Annotated in this window: 22 protein-coding genes and 1 tRNA gene; 4 read left to right on the forward strand and 19 right to left on the reverse strand. The window is 38.0% G+C overall.

The window, feature by feature from the left end:
- Positions 1–15: 15 nt before the first annotated feature.
- The 5 genes from DC53_RS0120490 to DC53_RS11810 form a co-directional block, all read right to left on the reverse strand.
- A complete protein-coding gene (locus tag DC53_RS0120490; protein WP_033029372.1) occupies positions 16–384 on the reverse strand; it encodes a hypothetical protein in 369 nt (122 codons plus the stop codon).
- Positions 385–723: 339 nt separating this feature from the next.
- Positions 724–1,710: a hypothetical protein gene (locus DC53_RS22570; protein WP_239462835.1), complete on the reverse strand. Its 987-nt coding sequence runs from the start codon at positions 1,708–1,710 to the stop codon at positions 724–726.
- Positions 1,711–1,727: 17 nt separating this feature from the next.
- A complete protein-coding gene (locus DC53_RS22575) occupies positions 1,728–2,645 on the reverse strand; it encodes a hypothetical protein (RefSeq protein WP_239462836.1) in 918 nt (305 codons plus the stop codon).
- An 11-nt stretch (positions 2,646–2,656) separates the two neighbouring features.
- Positions 2,657–3,475, reverse strand: coding sequence for an alpha/beta hydrolase (locus DC53_RS11815; RefSeq protein ID WP_033029379.1), 819 nt, complete (start codon positions 3,473–3,475; stop codon positions 2,657–2,659).
- 11 nt (positions 3,476–3,486) lie between these two features.
- A complete protein-coding gene (locus DC53_RS11810) occupies positions 3,487–4,596 on the reverse strand; it encodes a Zn-dependent alcohol dehydrogenase (RefSeq protein WP_033029380.1) in 1,110 nt (369 codons plus the stop codon).
- A gap of 141 nt (positions 4,597–4,737) precedes the next feature.
- Between DC53_RS11810 and DC53_RS11805 the strand changes: the two genes are divergently transcribed.
- Positions 4,738–5,487, forward strand: coding sequence for a helix-turn-helix domain-containing protein (locus DC53_RS11805; RefSeq protein ID WP_033029505.1), 750 nt, complete (start codon positions 4,738–4,740; stop codon positions 5,485–5,487).
- On the opposite strand, the gene DC53_RS11800 is transcribed toward DC53_RS11805, so the two are convergent.
- From DC53_RS11800 to DC53_RS11780, 6 genes are all read right to left on the reverse strand, one after another.
- Positions 5,473–6,750 (reverse strand): NAD(P)/FAD-dependent oxidoreductase, encoded by a 1,278-nt coding sequence (locus DC53_RS11800; protein ID WP_033029383.1) that lies wholly within the window; start codon positions 6,748–6,750, stop codon positions 5,473–5,475. The two genes, DC53_RS11805 and DC53_RS11800, sit on opposite strands and share 15 nt — an antisense overlap.
- A gap of 16 nt (positions 6,751–6,766) precedes the next feature.
- Positions 6,767–7,075: a 2Fe-2S iron-sulfur cluster-binding protein gene (locus DC53_RS0120500; RefSeq protein WP_007378067.1), complete on the reverse strand. Its 309-nt coding sequence runs from the start codon at positions 7,073–7,075 to the stop codon at positions 6,767–6,769.
- Positions 7,076–7,135: 60 nt separating this feature from the next.
- Positions 7,136–8,308, reverse strand: a complete 1,173-nt coding sequence (locus tag DC53_RS11795) for a cytochrome P450 (protein WP_008136691.1) — start codon at positions 8,306–8,308, stop codon at positions 7,136–7,138.
- Between the two features lie 528 nt (positions 8,309–8,836).
- Positions 8,837–9,946, reverse strand: a complete 1,110-nt coding sequence (locus DC53_RS11790) for a mandelate racemase/muconate lactonizing enzyme family protein (protein ID WP_007378064.1) — start codon at positions 9,944–9,946, stop codon at positions 8,837–8,839.
- Positions 9,947–10,236: 290 nt separating this feature from the next.
- A complete protein-coding gene (locus tag DC53_RS11785; RefSeq protein ID WP_033029385.1) occupies positions 10,237–11,235 on the reverse strand; it encodes an SMP-30/gluconolactonase/LRE family protein in 999 nt (332 codons plus the stop codon).
- Positions 11,222–13,513, reverse strand: coding sequence for a beta-galactosidase (locus tag DC53_RS11780; protein ID WP_033029506.1), 2,292 nt, complete (start codon positions 13,511–13,513; stop codon positions 11,222–11,224). Before DC53_RS11780 ends, DC53_RS11785 begins: the two co-directional genes overlap by 14 nt.
- A 468-nt stretch (positions 13,514–13,981) precedes the next feature.
- Between DC53_RS11780 and DC53_RS11775 the strand changes: the two genes are divergently transcribed.
- Positions 13,982–16,363 (forward strand): TonB-dependent receptor, encoded by a 2,382-nt coding sequence (locus DC53_RS11775; RefSeq protein WP_033029387.1) that lies wholly within the window; start codon positions 13,982–13,984, stop codon positions 16,361–16,363.
- 362 nt (positions 16,364–16,725) lie between these two features.
- Here the strand turns inward: DC53_RS11775 and bamJ are convergent, their stop codons facing one another.
- The 7 genes from bamJ to DC53_RS11740 all read right to left on the reverse strand — a co-directional run bounded on the left by bamJ (position 16,726) and on the right by DC53_RS11740 (position 22,049).
- Entirely contained in the window at positions 16,726–17,346 is a 621-nt protein-coding gene (gene bamJ / locus DC53_RS11770; RefSeq protein ID WP_007378060.1) for a BamJ family beta-barrel-assembly machinery protein, read from the reverse strand.
- 69 nt (positions 17,347–17,415) lie between these two features.
- The gene (locus tag DC53_RS11765) at positions 17,416–17,799 is read right to left on the reverse strand and encodes a hypothetical protein (protein WP_033029390.1); all 384 of its coding nucleotides are present in this window, start codon (positions 17,797–17,799) and stop codon (positions 17,416–17,418) included.
- Positions 17,800–17,849: 50 nt separating this feature from the next.
- A tRNA-Ser gene (locus DC53_RS11760) sits at positions 17,850–17,940 on the reverse strand.
- Between the two features lie 96 nt (positions 17,941–18,036).
- Positions 18,037–18,414, reverse strand: coding sequence for a hypothetical protein (locus tag DC53_RS11755; protein ID WP_007378058.1), 378 nt, complete (start codon positions 18,412–18,414; stop codon positions 18,037–18,039).
- Between the two features lie 203 nt (positions 18,415–18,617).
- Entirely contained in the window at positions 18,618–19,166 is a 549-nt protein-coding gene (locus DC53_RS11750; RefSeq protein ID WP_008136700.1) for an NAD(P)H nitroreductase, read from the reverse strand.
- Positions 19,167–19,297: 131 nt separating this feature from the next.
- On the reverse strand, positions 19,298–19,984 hold the full coding sequence (locus tag DC53_RS11745) for an HvfX family Cu-binding RiPP maturation protein (protein WP_033029392.1): 687 nt from the start codon (positions 19,982–19,984) through the stop codon (positions 19,298–19,300).
- Between the two features lie 103 nt (positions 19,985–20,087).
- Complete coding sequence (locus DC53_RS11740) at positions 20,088–22,049, reverse strand: oxidoreductase (protein ID WP_007378055.1); 1,962 nt, start codon at positions 22,047–22,049, stop codon at positions 20,088–20,090.
- Positions 22,050–22,339: 290 nt separating this feature from the next.
- Here DC53_RS11740 and sppA point away from each other — a divergent pair, with 290 nt between their 5' ends.
- Both sppA and ansA read left to right on the forward strand, forming a co-directional pair.
- Positions 22,340–24,205, forward strand: coding sequence for a signal peptide peptidase SppA (gene sppA, locus DC53_RS11735; RefSeq protein ID WP_033029394.1), 1,866 nt, complete (start codon positions 22,340–22,342; stop codon positions 24,203–24,205).
- 82 nt (positions 24,206–24,287) lie between these two features.
- A complete protein-coding gene (ansA, locus tag DC53_RS11730) occupies positions 24,288–25,298 on the forward strand; it encodes an asparaginase (protein ID WP_007378053.1) in 1,011 nt (336 codons plus the stop codon).
- A 67-nt stretch (positions 25,299–25,365) separates the two neighbouring features.
- Here the strand turns inward: ansA and gnd are convergent, their stop codons facing one another.
- A complete protein-coding gene (gnd, locus tag DC53_RS11725) occupies positions 25,366–26,739 on the reverse strand; it encodes an NADP-dependent phosphogluconate dehydrogenase (protein ID WP_007378052.1) in 1,374 nt (457 codons plus the stop codon).
- Positions 26,740–26,939: the final 200 nt, after the last annotated feature.

Raw genomic sequence — 26,939 nt, forward strand, 5'->3', positions numbered from 1 at the left:
GCAACAGGTTATTGGTTAGTTTTTATTTTTAAAAAAGAGTAAATCTGTATACCAACAACCTATAGCAACTACAATAGAGCCAAAGCAAATTAAAAAAAAGGGCCCTATAGGCTCAACCCAACCTATTGAAATAATTATAATAAATGGAGTTGCACTCGCTAAAAGAACCATAGGTAAATTAAAAACATTAAATTTTTTTAATAAAATTGATATTGGTACCCCATAAACAAGTAGTGCGGGATAGACATAAAATAAGCTTCCGCCGACCATTGCAGCCGAAAATACTATTGTATCTAAATAGCTTTTTGAGGGCTGAGATCCAAACAGAGCAAATACAATAGCAAGTAAGGTACAAGCAGGAAATAAGGCTAAAGGGCCTATCAATATAACAGCAATAAATTTGATAAATAATCCCTTTTAATCAGGTGTTGTTCTGTGCCATTAAGCCTTAAATTAATGTGTATCTATGCAATAGATTTTAAAGAGCTTTTAACACAGTAAATGAGAACCTCAATACGTTAGGACAATCATGCCGATAACAAGGCATCTATATTCTTTTCCGCCAACAGCACAAGTAAGTATAATACACATTAAGATCAATCACTAATGTATACGAATTATGCCATCTATTTTTAAAATTGAATAAGACTTCTGTTACAACTAAGGCCACTAATAATTAGTGACCTTGCTTTTTATAACATAACAAATAGTTAGTTTTTTAAATTAAATATCATCACTGTACTCAAACGCTTGAAGCGTCACGCTACTAACAAATCCGCCATCATCTGGGTATGTAACTAATATCGTATTATTGGTTTTTAACAGCTCGTTTGGAACTTCGATTTCTAGCATGCTAAATACTTGTGGGCGAAATACTTGTTCATCACCGGCATAATCGGTTGGTACAGTAACTAAAGTGCCATTTACTTTAACGATAGGTTGTTGAGCTAAATCATGCTCTCTACCAAAACTTAAACGCAATATACCTTTACCATATTCACTTGTTTTTACATCGTTAATGTTAAATTTAAGCGCTGTATTGGATTTAATTGGCTGTTTGTAGGTTGTTGCATAGTATTTATGCTCGTCAGACTCAGCAGTAATTTTTATATTGTTGCTGAACGTATATTCAATAATTACTGTGGCTTCTGCACCTATGTTAATGCTTTTTGGTAACTCATTTTTTACACCAATATTTTGTGATGTTGTTGTAAGTGTTGACTCACCATTAGCAAAGTGCAAGTGCTTAATTTTAATGTTATTAATCGGATTGCTTGGTAGCTCTGTTAAATTTAGCAAGGCGCTATTAGCACTTGTTTCTAAATTACTGATAATTACATATGCCTTGTTCTTGTTTACGTAACTATCTACTAATAAGTCGGCTTCATTTGAGTCAGTATTAACACGTGTGCCATTTACATCTGACCACAATCGATAAAATTTAATAATGTCGGTGAATACATATTCATCGCCTGTTTCACCTGTTTTTTCGTCATTGTGGCGTAGTAAGCGCCAAGCATAATCGCGTCCCTCATTACCACTCCACTCTGCTTTTGCTAAACTAAATGGAATGGCTTTAAGTATGAGATTAGGTTTAGCCATAAATTGCATCATCATAGGGCTAAACGATTTCATAGTTTGCCAGTCATTTATTGCAGTCCATGGCGTTGCTTCTGTTTTATGGTCACGCCCGCCGTATTCCGAAATCATGAAAGGTTTTACCTTACCTAGTTAAGCTTTTCGTATTGCTCCATCATGTCCATAGTGGCTTCTATACGGGCTCCTTTAAAGTTAGCAACGCCTTTATCGCGGTTTAAATAGCCAAAGTCGTAAAGATGAATCGAAAAATAATCCATGTATTCACCACTGGTATCTAAAAATAGCTTCATTCGCTCATCCCAACGATTAAAATTGTTATCGTCAAACCATGGAAAAGCAGTGGTGAACCCACCAATCTTAATACTTGTATTAACTTTTCGTATGCCTTGGGCTACTTCGTTATGAAAAATAAATGTATCGATAGGCTTACCGTGATGTACATCAACAAGTTCGTAAAGTGGCTCATTAAGTATTTCAAGGTATTGTGGCCGTGCTGGGCCTTTGTTCGGTCCTTGGTTGTCATTTCGATAAAATTCATTTACAAAATTCCCCATATATTGACCCACAGCATCGGTATTAGCAAAGCTCCATTCGCCTTTGCCTTTATGATTACCAATCCAAAACTGATTAATTTGCCCGCCTATCATTACGTGGGATCTATTATCGTATTTATGAAGCTTCGACAACGTTTTACCATAATAATCTTCGCGAGCAGTTTTGCCATAAGCAGCGATACTATCAGGGCTTGCGTACCCTAGATTATTTGGGTTCTGCTCAACTTGAGTCGCGTAATACGGCATAGAACCGTTATCACGACCAAAGTACACATCAAGGTCGTTAAGTAAGTAGTCGAGCTTATCTTCTTCCCCCTTCCAATCGGTTGTTGTTAGCATCGAGTGCATAACAATATATTTGCTTCTATCAAAGGTTGATAGGCCGTCAATACTTCGCTTTACGTTTAAATTTACGGATACTTCTGGCTGCGCGACTAAATTGCATGATGCAGTACATGCAAATGCAATTAAAAGTGAGCTAATGACTTTCATGTGTTATCTCCTTATTTTAATTGTGTGTGAGTTTTGCTTTCTAATTGAGCAAAAAAGATCATAGTTTTAGCTACATGTTCGTGCCAATACTCCCAGCAATGGGTGCCTGCAAAAATATCGAACGTATGAGGAACATTTTCATCAACTAGCTTTTTTGCAAGCGCAGTATTAGCACTAAAAAGTACATCGTCTTTTCCGCAATCAAATCGCAGTGGCGGTAATTTCTTTTTATTCGCGATCAATGTTTTAAACACGTCGCCTTTGTACTTATCAGTGGTTTTTTTTAGTGGCTTTAGAGTATGTTCATCAACAAAGTGATTAAAGTCGTCAAGCTTAGTAATTGATGAATGCGCTGATATACCGCTAAAAATAGTTGGATGCTTTGCACCTAAACATAATGCTCCATACCCTCCCATTGAAAGGCCCGTAATATAAATATTTGATGAGCTCGAGCACATTGGTTGAGTTTGAATAACAGCGCTAATCACATCATCAACTATCCATGCTTCATAATCTGCATTTTTAAGTGGCAAATACCCGCTGCCCTCGGCGTGCGCGCCATCTGATGGCATCACTAATACAAACTCGTTAAGGCCACTGCTACGAAGCTGCTGATACACTTTATGTACACCCCCTAGCTGGCTCCACACCCAGTGGCTACCATACACACCATGCAGTAATACAATTATAGGTACATTTTTATTACTGGTTGCTTCTTGGTAAATGCTTATATCACCTCGCCCTTTTAAGTGACTGCTATACGCGGTTAGCGTTACAAAGTTATCAGCGGTGTAACAGTTATTTGATACCTCTAAACGATGAATTGCCATTTTATGCTCCTTTAATCATCAAACACGACGACACCTTTAGCGATACGCCCTGCTAGCATGTCGTCAAAGCCTGTTTGTAACTCATCTAACGAGTAAGTTTTTGTGACTAGCTCATCGAGCTTGAGCTTTTTTGCGTCATAAAGGTCTAGTATTTGAGCAAAGTCGCGCTTAGGATTACATTGCCCGTAGAGCGGATTTATATAAATTTTATCCCACTCAAATAATTCGCAATCAAAATCTATTTTTTGCTCAATGCCACTCACTTGCACCGCAACGCCCGCGCTGCGTATTAATGCTAATGGCGCTGAACCAAGTGCCGGCACTGCTGTACACTCAAAGGCATAATCGGCTCCGCGACTATTTGTTAGCGCTTTAACTTCGTTTATCATATGAACTAAATCAGGGTCATACTTTTTAGCAAGTACAGTATGTGTAGCACCAAATGCTTTAGCTTGTGTTAATCGCTCCGGTGACAAATCAATTGCTATTATTTTAGCGGCGCCTGAAATTGCAGCCCCTTGTATTGCATTTAGTCCTACGCCTCCACAGCCTAATACGGCCACTGACGAACCTGCTTTTACTTTAGCGGCATTAACCACTGATCCGTAACCGGTCATTACACCGCAACCAACAATACTTGCACTTGGAAAAGGAATGTCACTGTGTATTTTTATAACTGCAGCAGCTTTTACGACGGTGTATTCGCTCATCGTACCTAAATGAAATGAGCGCTCTAAGCTATTGCCATTATGCTCACACGCTTGTTTACCTGCGTGTCCGCATAAACCATTGCCAGTTACGGGGCTATTTACTTCACAAATATGTAAATTACCCTCTTGGCACTGGAAACACTCACCACACGGAATTGCCCAATTTAGTATTACTTTATCGCCAATAGTAAATTCCGTTACACCTTCGCCCAACTCAACAACGGTTCCTGCGCCTTCATGACCAATGATAAATTTTTTATTCCACGTTGTAATTGAATCCCAATCGGTATGACAAATACCTGAGGCTTTTATTTTAATTTTTACTTCGCCAGTACTTGGTTTTCCGACATTAACGGTATCGAAGAAAAAACCGCCTTTTCCATCTGCAATTGCAGCTTTTGCCTTGTACATGTAGACTCCTAAGTCTCTAAATATAAGTATTATGTTATGAAGCAACCGACAATTTACTGTGAACCGTTTTGTATAAAAGACGGTTACGATTTCGAAATTCATCATGTAAGTTATCTTCAGCACGATAGCTATTCATGTTTTATGCACTTTCATCAGGTGCACGAATTTATATTTTTTGAACAAATTGATGGCACGTATTTTTACCATCAGGGTGAATCAACTCTGTCTGATTTTGAGGCCGTTTTTACGCCTGCAATGGAAACGCATGATTTTGCTTTAAACCCACGTCCTAAATCTTGGTATATTGTGCAGTTTATGCCTGAGCGCCTTAACGACCCAGCCCTACAAGAGTTTTTCGATCTATTGAAAACCGGTTTACATCTAACATTTAGCGTTGAACTACAAAAAAGAATCCATAAACTACTCGCATGGATGTTGAGCGAGTTTAACGAAAACCCAAAAAGTAAAACCTGCAAACAACTGTTTAATAGTTTAATAACCATGGTGTGCGAATACGGTAAAAGTAGTTTATCTAACCAGCAAAAACCGTTGAGTGGTTCAGCTAGCTTTAAAAAGTTAACACCCGTTGTTAATGAGCTAAAAACAAAAAATGGCCTCAATCTTTCGCTAGAGCAAGCCGCAGCACTTTGTTATTTATCACCTTCGTATTTTTCACGAGTATTTAAAAAGCATTTTAGAGTGCCGTACTCCGACTACCTTATTCAGCACAAGCTATATAATGCCGCACGACTACTTGGGCAAAGTGATGCCTCGGTAACTGATATTTCTTACGACTTGAGTTTCTCCAGCCCGTCGTATTTTATTAAGCAGTTTAAGCACCATTTTAAAGTTACCCCTCACCAGTATCGCCAGCAGCTACGTCTCAAGTAGGTGTTGCTTTGCAAGCGGTGTTGCTAAATCACTTAATATCCGCTTATTAACCTTTATATTTTGCTTTATAGCCTGTGTACCAAGTACGTAGGCTTTAGCATGATTAACCGCTTCTACACACAACAATGTGTCGTTAATAAAATACCAAAGCGAAAATTGTTCCGGTGACTCTTCGCGTACGACAATTTCGTTATACCCTTGTGATAAACCCACTATCTGTAGTTTGTACTCGTATTGATCTGACCAAAACCAAGGTAAAGCAGGAACCGGTTCACTATTTTTTGCTAAAAACTGTGCAGCTGTTTTGGCTTGTTCTACGGCATTTTGAACCGATTCAAGTCTTATCCATCTCTGATAAATTTTATTAAAATGTGAGGTACAGTCGCCGATAGAAAAAATATCAGGGTGTGAAGTTTGGCATACATCATTTACTTTGATACCTTGTTCGAGCGCTAACTCTGCAGTCACTGCAAGCTCGGTATTAAGCCTTACCCCAACGCCCACTAAAATAAAATCGGCGGGATATTGAGTGCCATCACTGCATACAACATAATGTTTATTAGCTGTGTGCTTTATTTGTACAACATCTTTTGCTGTTTGCAAATCTACCCCTTTGCTTATGTGCAATTGAGTTAAAAAGTCAGACATAACAGCTGATGTAACACGCGAGAGTATGCTTTGTTGCTTTTCAATTACCGTTACTTTTGCACCTAACGCTATAAACGATGACGCCGACTCAAGGCCAATGTAGCCGCCACCAATAATGACTACCTGTTTATCATTACTTTTATTGAGTGCTGTTTTTATTGCCACTGCATCTGCGTGTGTTCGCATCGCAAAATATTGTGCATTTCCTTTATCGTCAACGGTATCAATAAGCCCTTTAATAGGCGGAATAAAGGGCGAACATCCTGTCGCTATTACTAATTTATGAAAGGCTATTTGCTTTCCACATTTCAGCGTAATTGTTTTACTTTGTTTATTAATTGCAGTAACACGCTGGCCCAAGCATAAATCTATATTGCTATCGGTATAAGCTTTTTCTACTTTTAATGGAGTCGATTTTACATCATCCGATTGCAACGTTTTTTTAGACAAAGGTGGCCGATGATATGGCAGCTCTGGATCGCTGTCGAGTAACGTAATTTTACCCAGCCAACCTTGCTGGCGAAGGGTAAAAGCAAAGTTAACCCCGCCATGGCTTGCGCCAATAACCACCACACTTTGCTCAAGTAGATTTGGTTCTGTATGTGTGTTTTGCATAATGCTGTACCCGCTTTTAATTGGCTACTCTGAAGGTCATGCCATCAATATTATCAGACACCTCAATTTGGCAACATAAACGGCTGTATTGCGTTACGTTATCGTCCAGCTCTAGCATGTCGCTTTCTATCTCATCGGGTGTACCTACTTTTTTAAAGTCATCCGGTGTTAAGTAAATATGACACGTTGCACACGAACATACACCGCCACAATCACCATCAATACCAGTAACACCATTTGCTGATGCTAGTTCCATTAGCGAGCCACTGTCGCCCTCAACTTCAACTGCATCGTTTGTTTTGGTTATAAATATTACTTTCGCCATCGTATTAATCCTCTACTTTTACTTGTTACTGTATTTATTTAACTATTTTGTACGGTGTTTTTATTTTGATTTAAAGCTAACGTGCAGACTGTTAAAGCCTACCTTTCTTGAAAACTCACCTAGTTTTTCAATATTTTCATCTGCTTTTATTGTCTCTATTTGAGCAACTTTATTAGCAAGTGATAACACTAGTTGACGCAGAATTTGGCGAGCATGCGTTGCGCCCAAACAATTGTGATGGCTAAAACCAAAACTAATATGCGGATTAACTTTTCGGTCGAAGTCGACATTGTTGGGATCTTTGAATACCTTTTCATCGCGATTAGCCGACGCCCAACATAACGAAACTCGTGTGTCGGCTTTTATAGCGTGCTCACATACGCTTGTGTCTTGCGTAGCGACGCGGCCCATTTGCGTAAGCGGCGAAAAATAGCGAATGAGTTCTTCTACGGCCCTGTTTAATATTTCAGGCTCATCATCAATACGCTTTAAATCACTGATGTTTTCGCTAAAGTAGGCAATAGAGTTTGTGATCGCGTTTATAACGGTGTCGCGCCCCCCTGCAAAGGTGAGGATCATCACACCTTTTACTTCTTCTTTACTCAGCTTTTTACCGTTCGCCTCTGAATTTAAAAGCACTGAATATAAATCATCACCCGGGATTGCAATGGCGTTTTCTATTTGCTCATCAATGTAATCGTATAGAATATTGGCTTTATCGCTATCAAGGTCACTATCTTCACTTCTAAATACGTGCGTACCCCAATCTATCCATGTTTGTGCTTTATCCATTGAGGTATTAAGTAACAGCGTTAACGCTTTAGATTGCAGCGGGAGTGCAAATTGTGACACCACATCTAACGACTCGGCTTTGAAGGCATTGTCTATTGTTTCATCAATAATAGCTTGTAAGCGCGCTTGGTAACCCTCATCTAATGGACGCTTAAACCATGGATTTAATAGTTCACGAAAACCGCCGTGCTCAGGTGGGTCTACTTCAAATGGGATTTGACGTGTTTCACGTATTGCGACTTCTGATGGAATTACAATACGCCCTGGTTTAGCTCCTGATTGAAAAACAGCACAATTATGCGCCGCTTTACGTACATCTTTTAGACCTAATATCATATTGACGGGATCGTTTTGATCGTCCATTTGTCCCATGCCACTTGCTGTGCGTTTTGTTAAAAATGCATCAGGGAAATCGCTCACACCTATTATTTTTGACGTCATAATAAAACCTAACACTGTAATAAATGAATTTATATACAACATATTAAGGGCAACTTTATGATGGAAATACACGCATTTTGCTTAAAAATGGTAGTTTCATGCTTTTTAATACAATTTAAAAGCATAAAAAAGCCAACAGTTTATGTTGGCTTTTAGTGGGGATGTGAGAGTTACTAACTAATTTAATTTGTATTGCTTATTCAGCAAAGAGTGCATTACTTTATAGCAATCTAAAGCTTTACCACTTACTTTGCAATTTGGGTTGTGGTAAATGCCAATTCAGATAAATCTCTGAATAATTAAATATAAAATATTGCCTCTTTAGAAAACAATTTTTTAACGTTAAATACTCCTATTATAGTGGATTTAATATAAACAGCTTGCACTGTAAGTAATGTAACTATTTTTATAAAGGCGCCCACAAGGGCAATGCACATAAGATTTAATTTATGATGGATTATTCATCACTCCTTGTTAAATAATCACTTCACTGCTCTTGTGGCCGCACAACGACTCGTTTATTTTTTACTAGGAGTGCTTAACTAAATGTGGTTTAACGAGTTGTGGGTCAAACTCGACACCTGTACCTATTATATCTGGCGCGCACGCTTTGCCGTTTTCAAGTTTTAAAGGACGCGTTGTGTATTCATCAATAGGAAAAGAATGAACCTCTAAAAAACCAGCATGTGGCTGAGATGCCAGTAGTGATACATGCAGTTCATGCATACCATGACTGCAAATAGGTAAGTTATGGGTATATGCCATACTGGCTACATGTAACCACCCTGTTATACCACCAATATTTGATGCATCTGGTTGTAAAAACCCCAATTTAGCTTGGTCAATTGCATAGCCAAACTCATGCAGTGTGTGTAAATTTTCGCCCATGGCAAGCGGTATTGAGGTTGCTTGTGCTATGCGAGCAAAACCTTTGTAGTCATCTGGTATGGTGGGCTCTTCAAACCATGTAATATCATATTTTTCAATCGATTTTGCAAAGCGAATTGCTTGCTCCACACTCATCGAGTAATTAGCATCGACCATGAGTATTTTGTCATTACCAATTAAATTGCGTACTGCAGCTACACGTTCTATGTCTTCTTTAAAATCTGGTTTACCCACTTTAATTTTTACGGCGTTAAAACCACGATTTAAATAACCACCAATATTATCAAGTAGTTTTTGCTCACTAAAGTTTAAATCTATTCCACCTGCATAACATTTTGTGTTATCACTACTGCCCCCAGCAACTTGCCATAAGGGTGCATTTAAACGTTTACATTTAATGTCCCACAGCGCTATATCAACTGCTGAAATAGCAAAACTAAGTAAACCACCACGGCCTACATAATGTAGATCCCACTGTAACTTATCCCAGATTGCCATAATTGACGTTGAATCTTGGTTAATTAACCCCGGTTTAATTTCGTCATTAAGGAGTGAATAAATTGCACGTCCACCTTTTCCACCAGTATAGGTGTAACCCATACCTTCAAAGCCGTCATGGGTCATTATATGTAATGCAATAATTTCAAAGTGAGTGTGATCGCCATGTTTAGCATCACTTAATACTTCAGCTAGCGGAATTTGGTAATACTCTACTTTTACACTTTTTATTGTTTGTGATGATACTTTCATTAAACCACCGAATTAGTTCACATAACACTGTTCATTGTTAACAATTTACAACACGATTGAATTATTGTAAAGGTCATGTCATTAATAAAATGAAATTAACTTGTGAGACTTTTTAAAGGTAATTGTTTTAAACTGCAAAATGTCAAAAATAAATTTGCAGTTTACTGAAGGTATATTTACTTGAGCCGGATCTGTTTAACAGATATAAAAGTATCACCTTGTTGCCCCATATAAACAACCCAACAAACACTAACAATTAACACTACAATTCAAAGGCTTATGATTTATTTTCACTTTAAATCAAGCGCTAATAACTGTGTATGCGCGGTTATATAAACGCGGTTCTGTTGAGTATTAAATGCCAAATTAGCACTCATATTTGGCGTGGTAATTTTAGCTAATAGTTCAGCCTTTTTATTAAATAGCCATAAACCATTGGGTCCTGTAGCAAAGATAATCCCGCTTTTATGTACTTTTAAACCATCAGGTAATCCTTTGCCGTGCTTTGCAATTGGTGGCAGCTGATAAAACAGTGATTTGCTAATAACACCTCCATTGCTATTTAAATAATACTGGTACCAAGCGGGTTTATTTTTATTCGATGCAGCTACATACAAAATTTTGTTATCATTCGACAACGCAACACCATTAGGATAAATTAATTCGTCGTCTAATAACGTTATTTCTCCTGTATCTTTAACCGAATACACACCTTGAAAACTTAACTCTTTATTTTCGTCATTTAGCTGCTTAGGAAGTCCATAAGGTGGATCACTAAAATAAAGTGTGCCTTTGTTATTAAATGCACCATCATTTGGACTATTAAACTTTTGACCATTAAAGTGACTTACTATAGGTAAGTAATCAGATTTTGGGGTGCTTAAAGGCGCTTTCATTTTAGATACAACACGAGAGCGAGATTGCAAAAGAACAAGCTCGTTTTGTGCATTAACCAATAAGCCATTTGAGTAGCCGCTTTGCGCTAGATATAGGCTAACACCTTTACCTAGCGTGTATTTATATACTTGATGATTAGGTATATCAGAATATAACAAATACCCCCCTTGATTTACCCACACGGGTCCCTCTAGCCATTCATACCCAGAGGCAAGTATTTGCAATGGCATCTTTAAGTTGAGTACCTCAAGCGCTTGTTCATTAAATATTTGATACGGCCCCTGCTCATACAATGGTTTTTCGGTTGGTTCGGCTAATGCTATACCCGTTAAACCAAAAGCACTTAAATACAAAGCAGTTAGAACGTTAATAATGTGTTTAATTTTTATCATTGCGGTACCTGCGCTCATATAAAGATTTATTCACATTTTTAGCTGCATTAACGAGTGGTTCGTAAGGAATATCAGCCACATTTACGAAACCCACATTGTAGTTTTCGCCATCGTATGCACGCCCTGTTAAAGGTGAGTCTATATATTGAAACCAATGCGCGCCGACAAAATAAGGGTTATCAATTACGCTATTCATATAATTTTGGTATTTTGATCCGCGCTCTTGCTGCGATTGAGTATGTATTAGTCCAGGGTTTAGCAGACCCGAATCAAGAGCTCCATTATGAAACTCGCCAATAATACTTGGCATATCTATATCCGACAAAAACTCCCAAAACTCTTGGTTTAAGCCTTCTCGATAATAATTGTAACTCATTACATCAACGTGAGCTGCACTGGCGGCTCTAATTTCAGGAGTCATTCCCCAATCGGCAAAACGCGCTCCCATATTTAACTGATTTGGTAAGTGTTTGGTAATTGCTTCATCCACCACTGCAAAATACTGATTAGCATAATGGAACAACATCGCTGATAAATCGGTATTAACGTGATCGTTAAACTGGGTTAAAGTCACTCCCTCTGCAAACTCATCCCACGATGAGAGTGTTGTATTCCATGCTTTATTTAATTTACTTATTTTGCTGTATTTATTTTTCATTAAAAGTACAAATTCAGCTTTAGTTGGACTATTTTTGGCATTATTTTTAAGTGTATTAATGGCAATGCCGTAACGTGTGGTATCTGAATTCATCATGCCCCAGCTTTTTTCGTTATCAATAAACACTCCAACACACCATGGACTGTTTTTGACTTGCTGAGCTACTTTTGCAAGTGTTATATCGGCGCGCTCAACAAATAAAGGATCGAATGGATCTGGTAGTGGGCTCCAATAATCGTTACCGCTGCTTACTGTTTTAAAGTTACCAATGATCCATGCATTAGCAAAATAAGGTAATTTTTTAGTATGGTAATACTGCTCTTCTATCCAGTTACCAAACGATGTAAAACCCCACGACAACATACGATTAACGGTTGTTTTTTGCCATTGTTTCATTAATTCATTGTTGTTATGTGTCTGATACTTTCGCTCTAAGTTCGCGCGATAAAAGCTAAACGTTTCGCCTTTTTTAACTGCTCCACTGTGTACTTCGCGTCTGTAGCCATAATTATCGGCAAGGGGATCGTCCTGTTTTGGTAGCCAGTTAAACATCTCAGCTCTGAGCTTTGAGCTTTGATAACGTGTTGGCCAAGCAGCTACAGGCGCTGGGTTTAATCCAAGTGAGTCTTCGGGTGTTAAGTCGCCAGCTTCGCGTTGTTTAATATAACTTTGATCAAAATCGTAGCCAGTAATCGTTGAGGTGTTTGCCATGCGGACGTTATCGATACCGGTCGAAAAATACAGATAACCTTCTGGGTCGACTAAACTCCATTTACCTTTGTATTTTTCGGTTCTAAAATACCCTGTAGCCTTTAATTGCGGGCCATTTTTCCAGCCGCTAAACTTAGAGCGCCCTTGCAGTGGTTGTGCTTGCAGCTGAGCTTGTTCCTTTTGTGAGATAACTAATAGCTGCTCAGTTGACGTAACCTTGTTAATAAAGTTTAACTTTGCATTCTGTCCAAATTCATCCACCAACCCTTTGAGGTAATTTACATCAAAATTAGTTGGTTTTATCAAGCGTAAGTTATCAATTAAAAAACGTTTATCTTCAAGTAAGCCCTTTACACCAAGCGACACCTTTACAATGCTGCTTACATCTATATTTTTTTGCCCACCCCTATAAATAATAGGTGTATAACCGCTATGCCAACTGGGTGGATTTGAGCGAATGCCTGAGTTTATATTAAGGTTAGCGCCTTTAAGCTCGATGTAATAAGTGTTTTCTGAGTGCCCGGGTACAACGACACTGCGTGTTTGTGACTTGCCTGACTTATCGGTAGTTTTCACATAAATATGGGTGGATGCGCTATTAGGATTTTGAATATCAATCGCAAGGGCAAAGTTACCAATAGCTTGCCAATCCCAACCTTGTGGATTAACGAACTCAAAATCGCTTTCGGTGTGTGATTTAGAGTATAGATTTACTTGTAATTTATGATTGCCACTTTGCTCAACAAGTTTAGTAGAAGCATTAATGGTATTTATATTATCGCTGTAATTGTTTTTTTCGAAATCAAAAATAACAAGCTGTTTCTTAAAATCAACGACTGTATTGTTCGGTTTTTTTTCTGATATTTTTCCATTATTACACCCTGCAAGTCCTATTAAACAGCAAAGCATTAGTGTCAATCTTACGTCTTTAGGTATGTGATTCATGTTGAGCCTATTATTGTGTTGGTTTAATAGCGAGCTTTAAAGTAGCAAAGCTAAAAGCATTTAAAACTAGGTAGGATAATTACACAACACTGAAACCAAAACAATTAACTGTTAACAATAGCAGTAAATCTAAAGATACACTCTGATTATAAAAAGTTCGAAAATCACTTTGTAAGTGCTTAATAAACAATATCTTATTTATTTTTTATTGTTGAAATGAATTAGTTTATATGATTTAAATATAAATAATTTTAGGCGAATTAATAAAATGTACTGACTACATTTATAGATACTTGATTGTTCATAAAACTGTTTATCGGTGTTTTTAGCCTATTTAACGCAAAAATAAAAGTTATGGTATAACATTGTTGATTCGTTCATTTCTCGGTGTTATATTATATCACAACATAATAACCGCGAACCAATATATCCATGACAAAGCTAACATTAATCTCCTCCGCTATTTTTTCTGTTTTATGTTCTCATTCAGTACTTGCTGCCACAATTAATGGCAAAGTAACAGATAATAAAAATCAACCAATTCAAAATGCGACTATTCATATACATGGTAAGACACAAGGCGTAAAAAGTAATGAGCTTGGCGAATTCTCTATTGAAGTTGATACAGCAAGCCAACTGCATATAAGTAAAAATAATTACATTGATTCTCGAATAGATGTTACAGGTTTATCTAACAATGTAACCGTTTCTCTTAAACCAACCTCGGTAGAAACTGTTGTTGTGTATGCCTCAGCGCTTCATAAAAATAGTCTAGAAATGATTTCTCCAGTGAGTGTTTTATCTGGTGATGAGCTTAGAAATAAATCTAAACCTACACTTGGTGAAACGCTAAAGGGTTTGCCAGGTGTTAACGCCAGCTACTTTGGCCCTGTTTCTTCAAGCCCTATTATTCGTGGTTTAGGTGGCCCTCGCGTTAAAATCATGCAAAATGGTTTAGATAGCAGTGATGCGTCGCGTATTGGTCCAGACCACGCAACATCAAGCGATAGTTTAGCCGCAGAGCAGATAGAAGTATTACGCGGCCCAAGTACCCTACTTTATGGCTCGGGTGCGATTGGTGGTGTAGTAAATGTAGTAGATAACCGCATTCCTACTAGTAACATTGATGAACTAACGGGCGCGGCAGAATACAGTCACGACACTGTATCAAACGCTAATACATATGCTGCAAAATTAGAAAGCGGTTATAACAATTTTAATTTTCATTTTGATGGTACAAAACGTACAGGTGATGATTATCAAACACCTACTTTTACTATCTCAGATGAAGATGGCGATGTAGAAATTGAAAACTCAGTAGAAAATACCTTTATCGATAGTGAAACAGTTAACTTTGGTACTAGCTATGTTGGGGAGCACTTAACGGTTGGTTTTTCATATGGCAATATAGAAACTGATTACGGTATTCCGGGGCATGAACATCATCACGAACATGATCACGAAGACGAAACTGAAGAAGAGCATGCTGAGCATGAAGATGAAACGGCCGAAGACCCAGTTTATGCTCATTTAGAGCAAGACCGCTGGCAAGGACTTGTAAGTTACGCACTGCATAATAACTGGATTGAAACAATCAAATTACGTGTTGGCTACACTGATTATTCGCATAGCGAAATTGAAGACGGTGCAATTGGTACAACCTTTACAAATAAAACGACAGAAGCACGTTTAAATGTAGAGCATAAATTTGCTGATTGGCACGGTATGGTTGGTTATCATTACAGTGATTCTGATTACGATGCTATTGGTGAAGAAGCATTTACACCAGCGAGCGTAACAACAACTAACGCTGTGTATTTATTAGAAGAACGTGAATTTGGTGATGTGACAGTAGAGCTGGGCGCACGTGTTGAAGATTATAAAATAAAAAGCCAAATTTCAGAAGTTGAACACGGCCATGATCATGACGAAGTTGAAGATGACCATGACGATGAAGAAACTATCGGTTACAGCAAAAGTTTTACTAATGTAAGTGTATCTGCTGGCGCTATTTGGCAATACAAACCAGGCCATAGTATTGCGACGAGTATTTCTCATTCAGAACGTGCACCACTCTCTGCTGAATTATTATCCAATGGCTTACACATTGCCACTGGTACGTATGAGCTAGGTCTTGGGTATAACATTGAAGGTAATGAAGCACATTTCGAACCAGAAAATATTAAACAAGAAACCTCAACAAACTTAGATTTAAGTTTTAGACGTTTTAGTGGCGATTTTGGTTATACCGTTAACTTTTTCTATAACGATATTAAAAACTTTTACTTTCAAGAAAATACAGGATTAGTATTTGACGAAGAGGATGGTTTAGAATCAGCTATTGGTGCCCATGACGATGCCGTTGCCGTTTATCAGTTCACAAGTAAAGACGCTGAGCTTTATGGAATTGAGTTTGATGCACATTACCAAATAACACCAAGCGCTATGGTAAAAGTATTTGGCGACTCGACTCGCGCTAAATTAAAAGACGATGAAGGTAATTTACCGCGTATTCCAGCTAATAAGTTAGGTTCTGAATTGCAATACACTTTAGGTGATTTACAGTTGACACTTACTGGCACGCATTACTTTGATCAAAGTGATATAACGGCCTTTGAAACTAAAACAGATGGTTATACATTATTCGATGCACAGGCTAACTACCAATTAGGATTAGGCGCAATAGATGCACAACTTTATCTAAATGTAGATAATATTACTGACGAGTTAGGCTTTGTGCATACCTCTTTTATTAAAGATACCGCCCCACTTCCAGGCAGAAACTTTCGCTTTGGTGTTCGTGGTTATTTTTAATAATTAAAAATCGTTTTAGCTTATATATTTATAAACCGCATTTTATTAATGCGGTTTTTTTATTGTTAGAATACATATCCGTAATAATAGTTAATCAATTTAAGGGATTAAATCTGACTCTAACTGTGTTAAAAATTCTGATATACGATTGCATGGATGTAGGAGGTAGAGCAATGCAGGAGCAATTAGTGATAAAAATTAATTAAAGAAATTTTTGCCTTGTTATGGACACAATTTTCTTAGCGCAAAATAGACCACTTAATTAATCGAATTGGTATAAAACGCTTAGATTACAGATACAAAAAAGCCGTATTCAGATCGAATACGGCTTTTTAAACTCTTAATTTTAAAATTTATTTAAATTAAGAAATGATTTCGTGTAGTTCAACGTCAAATACAAGCGTTGAGAAAGGTGCGATTGCAGCACCTGCGCCACGTTCACCATAAGCAAGCTCATGAGGAACGTAGATACGCCATTTAGTACCTACAGGCATCATTTGTAATGCTTCAGTCCAGCCTTTGATCACGCCACCAACTGGAAATTCAGCTGGTTCACCGCGCTCGTATGAGCTATCAAACACAGTACCGTTAATAAGTGTACCGTGGTAATCAACACGTACTGTAGACTCAGCTGTTGGCTTTTCGCCTTCGCCAGTTGCTAGTACTTCGTATTGAAGACCAGACTCAGTTACTGTGATTTCAGGACGTTTTGCGTTTTCTTCTAAGAATGAAATACCTTCTGCAGAAAGTACTTTAGACTCTTCTTCACGACGAGCTTGAATCTCTTCGTTAATTTTTTCAAATGCAGCTTGGATCTCAGGGATCTCAACTTGAAATGCGCTACCAGCGTACGCATCTTTCATGCCTTCAAATACTGAATTTAGGTTTAAGCCTTCAAAAGGATTAGACTTAAGTTGCTCACCCATTTGTAAGCCAATACCGTAACTTGCTTTTTCAGCATCTGTAGTAAAATTATCTGACATAATGTGTTTTTCACGTTTTGTTAGTTAAAAGACGCGACTATGCTATCACAAAATAAACCGCGTTTGGGGCTAGTTTTTGCTGAGTTTTAGCTTAATTAGGCCAACAATATAACTGCAAAGCGGCAAACTGAATAAAATTCCAACAAGTAGAGGCATTGTTAGTAATCCTGATTCGCCAAGCAGTAAAAATGGCACGACAAGCAGCCCTATACAACCGATAAAAACAGAGCCAATAACTGGCCAAAGCTTATCGTATTTAGTAATAAGATGGGCAGCTAAAACATTAAAACCAACACCATAAATTAAAGCGGTAATTAATGGGTAGTCTGGTTGAGCGTCTATAGCCATTTTTACTAATAAGCTAATAGCACTTTGATAGCAGTAACCAAATACCGTCCATAGTAAAGTATGTTTAATTAGTAATTGTGGGATTGATTGAATTTGTTTTGTCATTTTTAGTTCCACATAGCAAAAAACCGCCAATAAGGCGGTTTTTTAAATAATGGTGGAGAGATAGGGATTTGAAGCCTAGATGGGCTATAAACCCATGCCGGTTTTCAAGACCGGTGCATTCGACCACTCTGCCATCTCTCCGTACGGCGCGGATAATAGAGTGAAATGCATTGCTTGTAAAGAACTAATACACTCTAGTGAGTAAAAAATTAAATATATTTATTAATAATCTACTTGTTAGTAATACTGCTTTGGTCTTCGTGCAATAAACGAACAAATCAAACATGCTAACAAACTCAGTGCAAATAGCGTTATGCTTTGAAAAATCATATCAAATTGATTTAAATCACCACTGGGTATCACAACAAGGATAAGGGTGGGTAATAGACTTAACATTAATACATAGCAACATATTTTAAATGCCCGACCAAAATCAAATCGTTTAGATTGTTGCATCCACCAAGTTAATATTACTAATACACCAATAGCCGAACCTGCCGCAAAATGCGCTATATTAGTACTCATAGCAACATAGAGTGTGACAAGAGCTCCCAAAACACCCCAGATTGACCATGCTAACCAGTTTTCTTTTTCACGTAAAAATAAATTACCCATCGTTTTCGTCTTCTTTATCGTTATTTTTATTAAGACTTTCCATACATTATCAAAAAACAACCGATTAAAAAACAAACTGAAGAAGAATTATTATACTTTATGCTTCCAAGCACTTCTCACAGCCGAACCATTAATTTTTTCTCTAAGCAATATACAACATTAATGATTTAAGACTATTAGAATTAGGAAAAGTTCATACTATTTTACAAATAACTAAAATAATTTTCAGGTTTATGGCGAGCCGATTTTTTGCAATCTACAGTCGGCGTACCTATATATAAATAGCCCACTATTTCATCGTGTTCTTGCAAATTAAGTGCCTTTTTAACAGCCTGACTTTGTGCAAAATACCCCGTACGCCAAACGCCACCTAAACCTTGTGCAAATGCGGCTTGTTGCATTGCCAATACACTGCATCCTGCACTTTGTATTTGCTCTATTCGAGGGACTTTTGGGTGTTCTTGGTATTTTGCAATCGCAATAATAATCATAGGTGCACGCAATGGAAGCTCTTTAGCACGATTAATCACTTTTTCTTCTTGTAGCTCTGTCACTGCACTTTGATGATAAATTTCGCCTAATTTATGGCGCGCATCACCCTGGGCAATAATAAACTGCCAAGGGGCTATACAACCATGATCAGGAACACGTAATGCTGCTTGCTGAATAATTGCAAGTTGCTCCTCATTTGGCGCGGGATCAGTTAATTTTGGATCAGATTGACGGGTAAGTAGAAGCTCGATTGCGTTCACAGCTATTTCCTTAAAATTAAAAACGTTAGGGTAGCATTTTAATGCTGAAAAAATAAATATTGAAAGTCTAAAACGCAAAACGGCTACATAAATAATAATTTAAGTAGCCGTTAGTAATACATGTTAAGTCGTTATTCTTTTAGAGCAACTCGCTTTAGCCAATAATCAATACTGACAAAACGTCCGCCGCCCATAAAAAATAAGCTAAATAGCATAGCAAAGTAGATTGCTGAAAACTCAATGCCATTGTTTAAAATCGATGGTTTACCTTTTTCGTATAAGTAATCGGAAGAACCATGTTCTTCGACTAATCCACGAATTATCCCGATTCGGTTTTGTACTTCTAAAGAGTTATCGAGGCTTTCTTTGGCACCTGGAACAGATAGCCAATCAAGTACTTGTGCTGCACTGGTATCAGGGTTTGTAGGTGCTATTGCAAACCAACCATTATGCCAATGCACTGATGTTGCCGCTACAACCATCGTGAACATCAGCGGAATGCTAACTAAGCGAGTGAGCAAACCAAGCAGTAAAAACCAGCCGCCTAAGAACTCACTCCACCCCGCTAAAAAAGCAAGTAAATCGGGAAAAGGTAATCCTAATCCCCATTCACTATTGCCAAACCATTGAACAACGTCGGGAGAGGCTAAAAAGTTATCAAAAAAACTTTCGGTTTCACCGCTTATCGCAAGTTTATTGTAACCTGCAATAATCATTACTGGCGCTAAAATCAAACGAAATAGTAAAGCGGGTAAACCATCTAAAAATGATAATTTACCCAAAATTGTATCGTAAATACCAATTATTTTATTTTTCATGTGTGTCCTGTTCGTTCATTGTTTATTTAGTTATAGACTATAAACAACCAAGACCGCACTAAAACAAAAAGTATTTCATTGCACAAATATAGCATTATGTTCGTCAAATACTGCGGGCAATTTGCAATGCTTCAAATATCGCGCGCTTAGCGTCAATTGCTGAAGCGAGTTTAGCACCGCCTATGACATGTACTTTAGCATTATCAAGTTGATTTTTGAGCACTTCATTATTTGATACCTGCCCGATACAGGCAATAACAGTATCAACTGGTAAGGTTTGTGTCTCACCTGCAACAGTTATGGATAAACCATTTTTATCAAAACTGTTATATTGGCAATCAGCAATTTGCTTAACACCATGTTGTTTTGCGACTTGGCGATGTATCCAGCCTGTTGTTTTGCCTAACTCACTACCAAAGCGCCCTGCACTTCGCTTTAACATGTATAATTGGCGTTCATCTTTATGTGGTTGTGGCTCACATTCAATGCCCCATTGCGTTTTAAAATCGCTAATAGTTTGTGATTTGTGCTCACTTAAAAATGCGACCATATCAAAACCTATGCCACCTGCGCCTAAAATTGCAATTGATTTACCCAGCTCTACTTCGCCACGAATAACTTCGTCGTAGGCAAAAACACGTTTACCATCATTACACTTAATCGTTGCTTCACGTGGTCTTACACCTGTAGCAAAAATAATATCATCATAGCTTTCAAGCATACTGTCATTATAAGCTTTACCCAATTTAACACTCACATTTAAACGTGCTAACTCATTAGTGTAATAATTTAAAGTGTGGTTAAAGTCTTCTTTACCGGGTATTTGCATAGCTAAATTAAATTGGCCACCCATCTGCTCTTTTTGATCAATTAACGTGACGTGATGGCCTTTTTGCGCTAAATAGCAACTTGCCGATAAACCAGCAGGACCGGCCCCCACTACCAATACATTTTTAGCTTTAGTCGCTTGCTCTAATGGGTAATCTAGCTCAAATGCAGCTTGTGGATTAACTAAACAGGTAGCACGTTTATTCTTAAACACGTGATCTAAACAACCTTGATTACACCCAATACAGATATTGATTTGCTTAGATTGCTTATTTACATACTTATTAAAAAACTCAGGGTCAGCCAATAACGGACGAGCCATTGAAATTAAGTCTGCTTCCCCGGCAGTTAAAATATCATTAGCAATTTCAGGTGTATTAATTCGGTTAACAGCAATTACTGGGACACTAACTACATCTTTTAAGCGTTTTGAAGCTTCTTTAAATGCACCAGGTGGCACCATACTCGCAATAGTCGGTACACGCGCTTCGTGCCAGCCAATGCCTGTATTAAAAATATCAACGCCCGCTTTTTCAAGTTCAATAGCTTGAATTGTCACTTCATCGGGTGTTGAGCCATTTGGGATTAAATCTATTACTGATAATCTAAAAATGATTAAAAACTTTTCAGATACTTTTGCTCTCACTGCTTTAACTATTTCAAGCGCAAGTCGCATTCTGTTTTCTAGGTTACCACCAAACTCATCTTCGCGTTTATTAGTATGAGGCGCCATAAATTCATTAATTAAATAACCCTCAGAACCCATCACTTCTACGCCATCGTACCCTGCTTTTTCAGCCATATAGGCAGAGTGCGCAAAGTCTTTAATTGTTTTTTTAATAGACCCTAATGACATAGCTTTAGGTTTATAAGGATTAATAGGTGCTTGTATGGCACTTGGCGCTTGATTGAATGGATGATATGCATAGCGTCCAGCATGTAATAGTTGCAGGCAAATTTTCCCGCCATGTTTATGCACAGCATCTGTATATGCGCGATGCTTAAATACGTCATAATAACTATTAAATGAGGAAGAAATAGGTGTCAATTTACCGCGTAAATTAGGGCTGTACCCGCCCGTAATTAACATTGCGGTACCGCCCTTGGCACGTGCTTCATAAAAAGCACGCAGGCGTTTTCGGTTATGCCAGCCTTCTTCTAAGCCCGTATGCATTGAGCCCATCACTAAGCGGTTACGTAATTGTGTGTGTTTTAATTGTAGTTGTTGTTCTAACATCCTCTGCCCCGTTAACTGGTCTAACCTGTATACATTAGCTAATTCTGCTTCAATGGCAAGTAATAAGCAATATTTGACTGCATTTAATTGTGAACCTCTTAACATAATTAACTAATTTTTAATGCGCATTAATTTGATGCAAAAAAATTATTAAATACTTCAAAAATACTGTATTTATGGGCACTTAAACACATTCATAAACACTTCGTTACGATTTAGCAGTTAAATTTTTTTTTATTCTAGGATAAGATGGGACAAACGTATTAGCTGTACCAAATTAAGGAGCTATTTTGATAGCAAAAATATTTAAAGGTATTTGGGCTGGGATTAACTTTTCTCGTCGATTAGTACTTAACATTTTGTTTTTATTACTTGTAATTGTTTTTATTGCGGGTATATCAAGCGATGACGATAAAATAATTATTGAAGATGGTTCTGTTCTAAGATTAAATCTTAATGGTCCTATTGTAGAAGAAAAAACATACATTGATCCAATTGAAGCAGCTATCAGCGATGTGACATCAGGTTCAGAAGCACCAAGTGAAATTTTAATAGATGATATCGTTGAAGTAATTAATGAAGCGACTAAAGATGAACGCATTACTGTGTTACTTCTTGATTTACAAGAAATGCCTAAAGCACATTTGAATAAGCTTAAGCAAATTTCAAGTGCCATTGACCGCTTTAAAGAAACAGGTAAAAAAGTTATTGCATCAGGCTATTACTATACGCAAGCGCAATACTATATAGCATCGCATGCTGATGAAATTGCTATGCACCCTTACGGTAGCGTTGCAATTGAGGGGTATGGCATGTACCCACTTTACTTCAAAGATGCACTTGAAAAACTTGAAGTAACGCAGCATATTTTCCGTGTTGGTACTTTCAAGTCGGCAGTAGAACCTTTTATCCGTAATGACATGTCTGATGCAGCGAAAGAAGCTAACCGTGTTTGGTTAGGCGCTCTTTGGAGTGAATACAAACAAGATGTTGCTGCAGTACGCCCTTTTGATGAATCAAACTTTGACGAAACAATGGATGTGTATTTAGCAAAAATGCAAGCCGCAAATGGTGACGCTGGTAAATATGCACTTGATCATCAATGGGTTGATTCGTTAAAAACAAGCCAACAGATCCGCCAACAACTTATAGACTTAGTTGGCACACAAGAAGATGGTAAAACATTTAAGCAAGTATCATTTCGTGAATACTTAAGCTTAGTTAAACCACCTATTGCATTTGATAATCCACTAACTGAAAAAGTAGCCGTTGTTGTTGCAAAAGGCACAATTGTTGACGGTGAACGTAAAGCTGGCGAAATTGGTGGCGACTCTACTGCCGCCCTTCTTCGTAAAGCACGCCTTGATGATAAAGTTAAAGCAGTTGTACTTCGTATCGACTCTGGTGGTGGTAGCATGTTTGCCTCTGAAGTTATTCGTGCTGAAGTGCTCGCACTAAAGGCAGCGGGTAAACCGGTTATTGCTTCAATGAGTTCTGTAGCAGCATCGGGCGGTTATTGGATTGCCTCTGCAGCAAACGAAATTTGGGCAGCGCCGAGTACAATAACAGGTTCTATTGGTGTGTTTGGTACGTTTATGACATTTGAAAAAACCTTGTCTAAAATTGGTGTTTATTCAGATGGTGTTGCAACAACTGAAATGGCAGGTTTTTCTATCACTCGCCCACTAAACGAAAAAATGGGCCAAATAATTCAAATGAGTGTTGAAGAAGCATACGGTCGCTTTTTAAATGTTGTGGCCGAAGCACGTAATATGACCCCAGAGCAAGTTGATAAAATAGCACAAGGCCGCGTATGGATTGCTTCGCAAGCTCTAGAGTTAGGCTTGGTAGATAAGCTTGGTGATAAACAAGATGCAATTGATGCTGCAGCTGCTCTTGCAAAACTAAATCACTACGAAGTTAAAACAATGACGCAAGATTTAAGCCCGCAAGAAAAAATGATGCAAGATATCTTTGGAAATGCGTCGATTAAATCAATGTTAGGCCTACAATCACAAAAAACATCAGTGCTCGCTACGCAAGCTAACTTGCAAAGCGTTATTAACCAATTAAGTACTGAAGTTGAAAACCTTAAAGATTACAACGATCCACAAGGTGTATATGCACGCTGTCTAGTGTGTGACGTTGCACAATAAAAGTGCATCGCTTCGTCTAATCAGCTGTATTTGAAGCTGCTTAACGTTATACTAAGCCCAGTTTTTTTACTGGGCTTTTTTTATGAAACGCAAACGCATTTATATCGCTTACACTGGCGGTACTATAGGGATGAAAAAATCGAGCCGTGGTTACATTCCGGCCGAAGGCTTTTTAACTGAGACAGTGGTCAACAACGCTGAATTTAATCGTGATGAAATGCCTTTATTTGATATTCACGAATACTGTCCTCTTATTGATTCGTCTGATATGTCGCCTGCTCATTGGCAACTTATTGCTGATGATATTAAAAGTAAGTATCAACAATACGATGGTTTTGTTGTTCTGCACGGCACTGACACAATGGCGTACACCGCCTCTGCACTTTCGTTCATGTTTGAAAATCTGACTAAGCCTGTGATTGTAACCGGCTCGCAAATTCCGCTTTCACAATTGCGCTCAGACGGACAAGTCAACTTGCTTAACGCAATGTATTTAGCCGCAAACTATCCGATTGCTGAAGTAAGCTTGTTTTTCAATAACCAGCTATTTAGAGGAAATAGAGCAACAAAAGCCCATGCTGACGGTTTTAATGCATTTGCATCGCCTAACCTTGAACCTTTAGCGCTATCTGGTATTAGTATTCAACTTATTAAAGGTCAGCTTAGCCCTTACGTTGAAAACGAGCTGCAAGTAACGCCTATAACGCCCCAACCTATCGGGGTGCTATATTTATACCCAGGTATTAGCCGAGACGTAGTTAAAAGCTTAGTAAACGACAATATTAAAGCCTTGGTCTTACTTAGTTTTGGAGTGGGTAATGCACCTCAAGATCCAGAATTTTTATCGGTGCTAAGTGAAGCAAGTAAGCGCGGAATGGTCATCGTTAATTTAACCCAATGTTTAAAAGGTCATGTAAACATGGGGGGGTATGCAACAGGTAACGCATTATTAAATATTGGTGTTATTAGTGGATATGATATGACGTTAGAAGCCTGTTTAACTAAGTTACATTACTTATTTAGTCAAAAGCTTGAAATTGAGACTATTCGCCATTTAATGCAAGACAATTTACGTGGTGAATTAAGCAGATAATAACGCACAACTAAAAACAAAAAGGCACGCTAATAAGCGTGCCTTTAAACTTTTAAACAATTGCTTATTATCTAACTTTAGCGTCTATCTCTACTAAATCTGTTAAATGGCACATTTCACCACTGTGGGTTTTAATACCGTGTTCACCAAAGTAATCACGCTGGGCTTGTACTAAATGCCCATTACTTGGTGTAGTTAACGTCGCTAAATAAGTTTGCGATGAGCTAAGCACTGGAAACGCTAAGCCAGACATAATTGCTTGGCCTGTTACCTTACGAAGTGCCGCAGCTTCTTTATCAAGAGAATCAATAAATTCAACGCCTTGCGCTACGCTATCTAAATAATCGGCGCGAATAATACAACCTGCGCGCCAAGTTTGTAATGTTTTAGATAAATCAACTTTCCATTGATGTGTACGCGATGCACCCTTTATAAGCGCTAAACCTTGGCGATAAGCCAATAAGCTTGCAAGCGTAAATGCATCTTTTAGCTCTTCTAAATCAATATCAACGTTGTTGGTTGATTTAGTTGCATATGTCATCTCTTGTGCGGCAGTTGTATCGCATGCATTGGTTAAATGACGAGCTTGCACAGCAGCAACAAGTGAAGGGACAGCAATACCAAGTTCGAGTGCATTTTGCGCAGTCCAGAGACCGGTCCCTTTGGCGCCAACTTTATTATCAATTAAGTCCGCAAGCGGAACATTTTTTTGATTTTCAAGGGATAAGATATGGCTAGAAATCGAAAGCAGGTAACTATTTAATTGACCTTTTGACCAATCATCAAAAATAGCAGCCACTTCTTTGGGTGAACGGCCTGTGCCTAAACGAAGCAATTGGTACACTTCAGCGATTAATTGCATCAGTGCATATTCAATACCGTTGTGAACCATTTTTACAAAATGACCACTCGCAGACTGGCCTACACGCGCAAAGCATGAGTCGCCATTATAGCTTGCAGCTACTTTTTCAAACCAAGGTTCAATACGTTCCCAACCACCCTCAGAACCACTTGCCATCATTGCAGGGCCATGACGAGCGCCTTCTGCACCACCAGAAATACCCATAGTGGCAAATTCAAATTTATTTTGGTACTTAAGTTTACGCGTTATACCGTCTTTATAATTACTGTTACCACAATCAACAATCATGTCATTGCAATCAACGCCCGCATCCACCAGTTCATTACAAACTGTATCAACTAGCTCACCAGCAGGAACAAGCAGTAAGATTGAACGAGGTACTTCTAAACGCTTTACCATGTCTCTTAAATCAGAAACAATATGCAGTCTATCGGCCATACCTTGCGATTTAGCACAACTTAATAACTCTTCACCCGCATGCGGATTTTTGTCATAAGCGACTAGCGTAATCCCTTTTTCAATCAAGTTTAAAGCAAGATTTTTCCCCATAACGCCTAACCCGACTAATGCAACTTGCATTTAGTGTCCTCCTCGGTAACAACTATTTGGTTAGTGAATGTAAATAATACCGTGTGCATTATACTGATACAGTCATAAAAGACTAATCACATAACTAATACAACATGCTTTTTTAATATAGATAAATAAGCTACGCGATTATATCAAACATCAGTGCTCTCAGGGTGACAAAAAGCAATGCTATTTAAAATTTAAGAACA

This window comes from Pseudoalteromonas fuliginea (assembly GCF_000690055.1).
Classification (GTDB): domain Bacteria; phylum Pseudomonadota; class Gammaproteobacteria; order Enterobacterales; family Alteromonadaceae; genus Pseudoalteromonas; species Pseudoalteromonas fuliginea.

Coding starts and splice junctions, on each gene's coding strand:
- DC53_RS22570 (WP_239462835.1), bottom strand. CDS start 1,710: ATGATTTCGGAATACGGCGGGCGTGACCATAAAACAGAAGCAACGCCA.
- DC53_RS22575 (WP_239462836.1), bottom strand. CDS start 2,645: ATGAAAGTCATTAGCTCACTTTTAATTGCATTTGCATGTACTGCATCA.
- DC53_RS11815 (WP_033029379.1), bottom strand. CDS start 3,475: ATGGCAATTCATCGTTTAGAGGTATCAAATAACTGTTACACCGCTGAT.
- DC53_RS11810 (WP_033029380.1), bottom strand. CDS start 4,596: ATGTACAAGGCAAAAGCTGCAATTGCAGATGGAAAAGGCGGTTTTTTC.
- DC53_RS11805 (WP_033029505.1), top strand. CDS start 4,738: ATGCACTTTCATCAGGTGCACGAATTTATATTTTTTGAACAAATTGAT.
- DC53_RS11800 (WP_033029383.1), bottom strand. CDS start 6,750: ATGCAAAACACACATACAGAACCAAATCTACTTGAGCAAAGTGTGGTG.
- DC53_RS0120500 (WP_007378067.1), bottom strand. CDS start 7,075: ATGGCGAAAGTAATATTTATAACCAAAACAAACGATGCAGTTGAAGTT.
- DC53_RS11795 (WP_008136691.1), bottom strand. CDS start 8,308: ATGACGTCAAAAATAATAGGTGTGAGCGATTTCCCTGATGCATTTTTA.
- DC53_RS11790 (WP_007378064.1), bottom strand. CDS start 9,946: ATGAAAGTATCATCACAAACAATAAAAAGTGTAAAAGTAGAGTATTAC.
- DC53_RS11785 (WP_033029385.1), bottom strand. CDS start 11,235: ATGATAAAAATTAAACACATTATTAACGTTCTAACTGCTTTGTATTTA.
- DC53_RS11780 (WP_033029506.1), bottom strand. CDS start 13,513: ATGCTTTGCTGTTTAATAGGACTTGCAGGGTGTAATAATGGAAAAATA.
- DC53_RS11775 (WP_033029387.1), top strand. CDS start 13,982: ATGACAAAGCTAACATTAATCTCCTCCGCTATTTTTTCTGTTTTATGT.
- bamJ (WP_007378060.1), bottom strand. CDS start 17,346: ATGTCAGATAATTTTACTACAGATGCTGAAAAAGCAAGTTACGGTATT.
- DC53_RS11765 (WP_033029390.1), bottom strand. CDS start 17,799: ATGACAAAACAAATTCAATCAATCCCACAATTACTAATTAAACATACT.
- DC53_RS11755 (WP_007378058.1), bottom strand. CDS start 18,414: ATGGGTAATTTATTTTTACGTGAAAAAGAAAACTGGTTAGCATGGTCA.
- DC53_RS11745 (WP_033029392.1), bottom strand. CDS start 19,984: ATGAAAAATAAAATAATTGGTATTTACGATACAATTTTGGGTAAATTA.
- DC53_RS11740 (WP_007378055.1), bottom strand. CDS start 22,049: ATGTTAGAACAACAACTACAATTAAAACACACACAATTACGTAACCGC.
- ansA (WP_007378053.1), top strand. CDS start 24,288: ATGAAACGCAAACGCATTTATATCGCTTACACTGGCGGTACTATAGGG.
- gnd (WP_007378052.1), bottom strand. CDS start 26,739: ATGCAAGTTGCATTAGTCGGGTTAGGCGTTATGGGGAAAAATCTTGCT.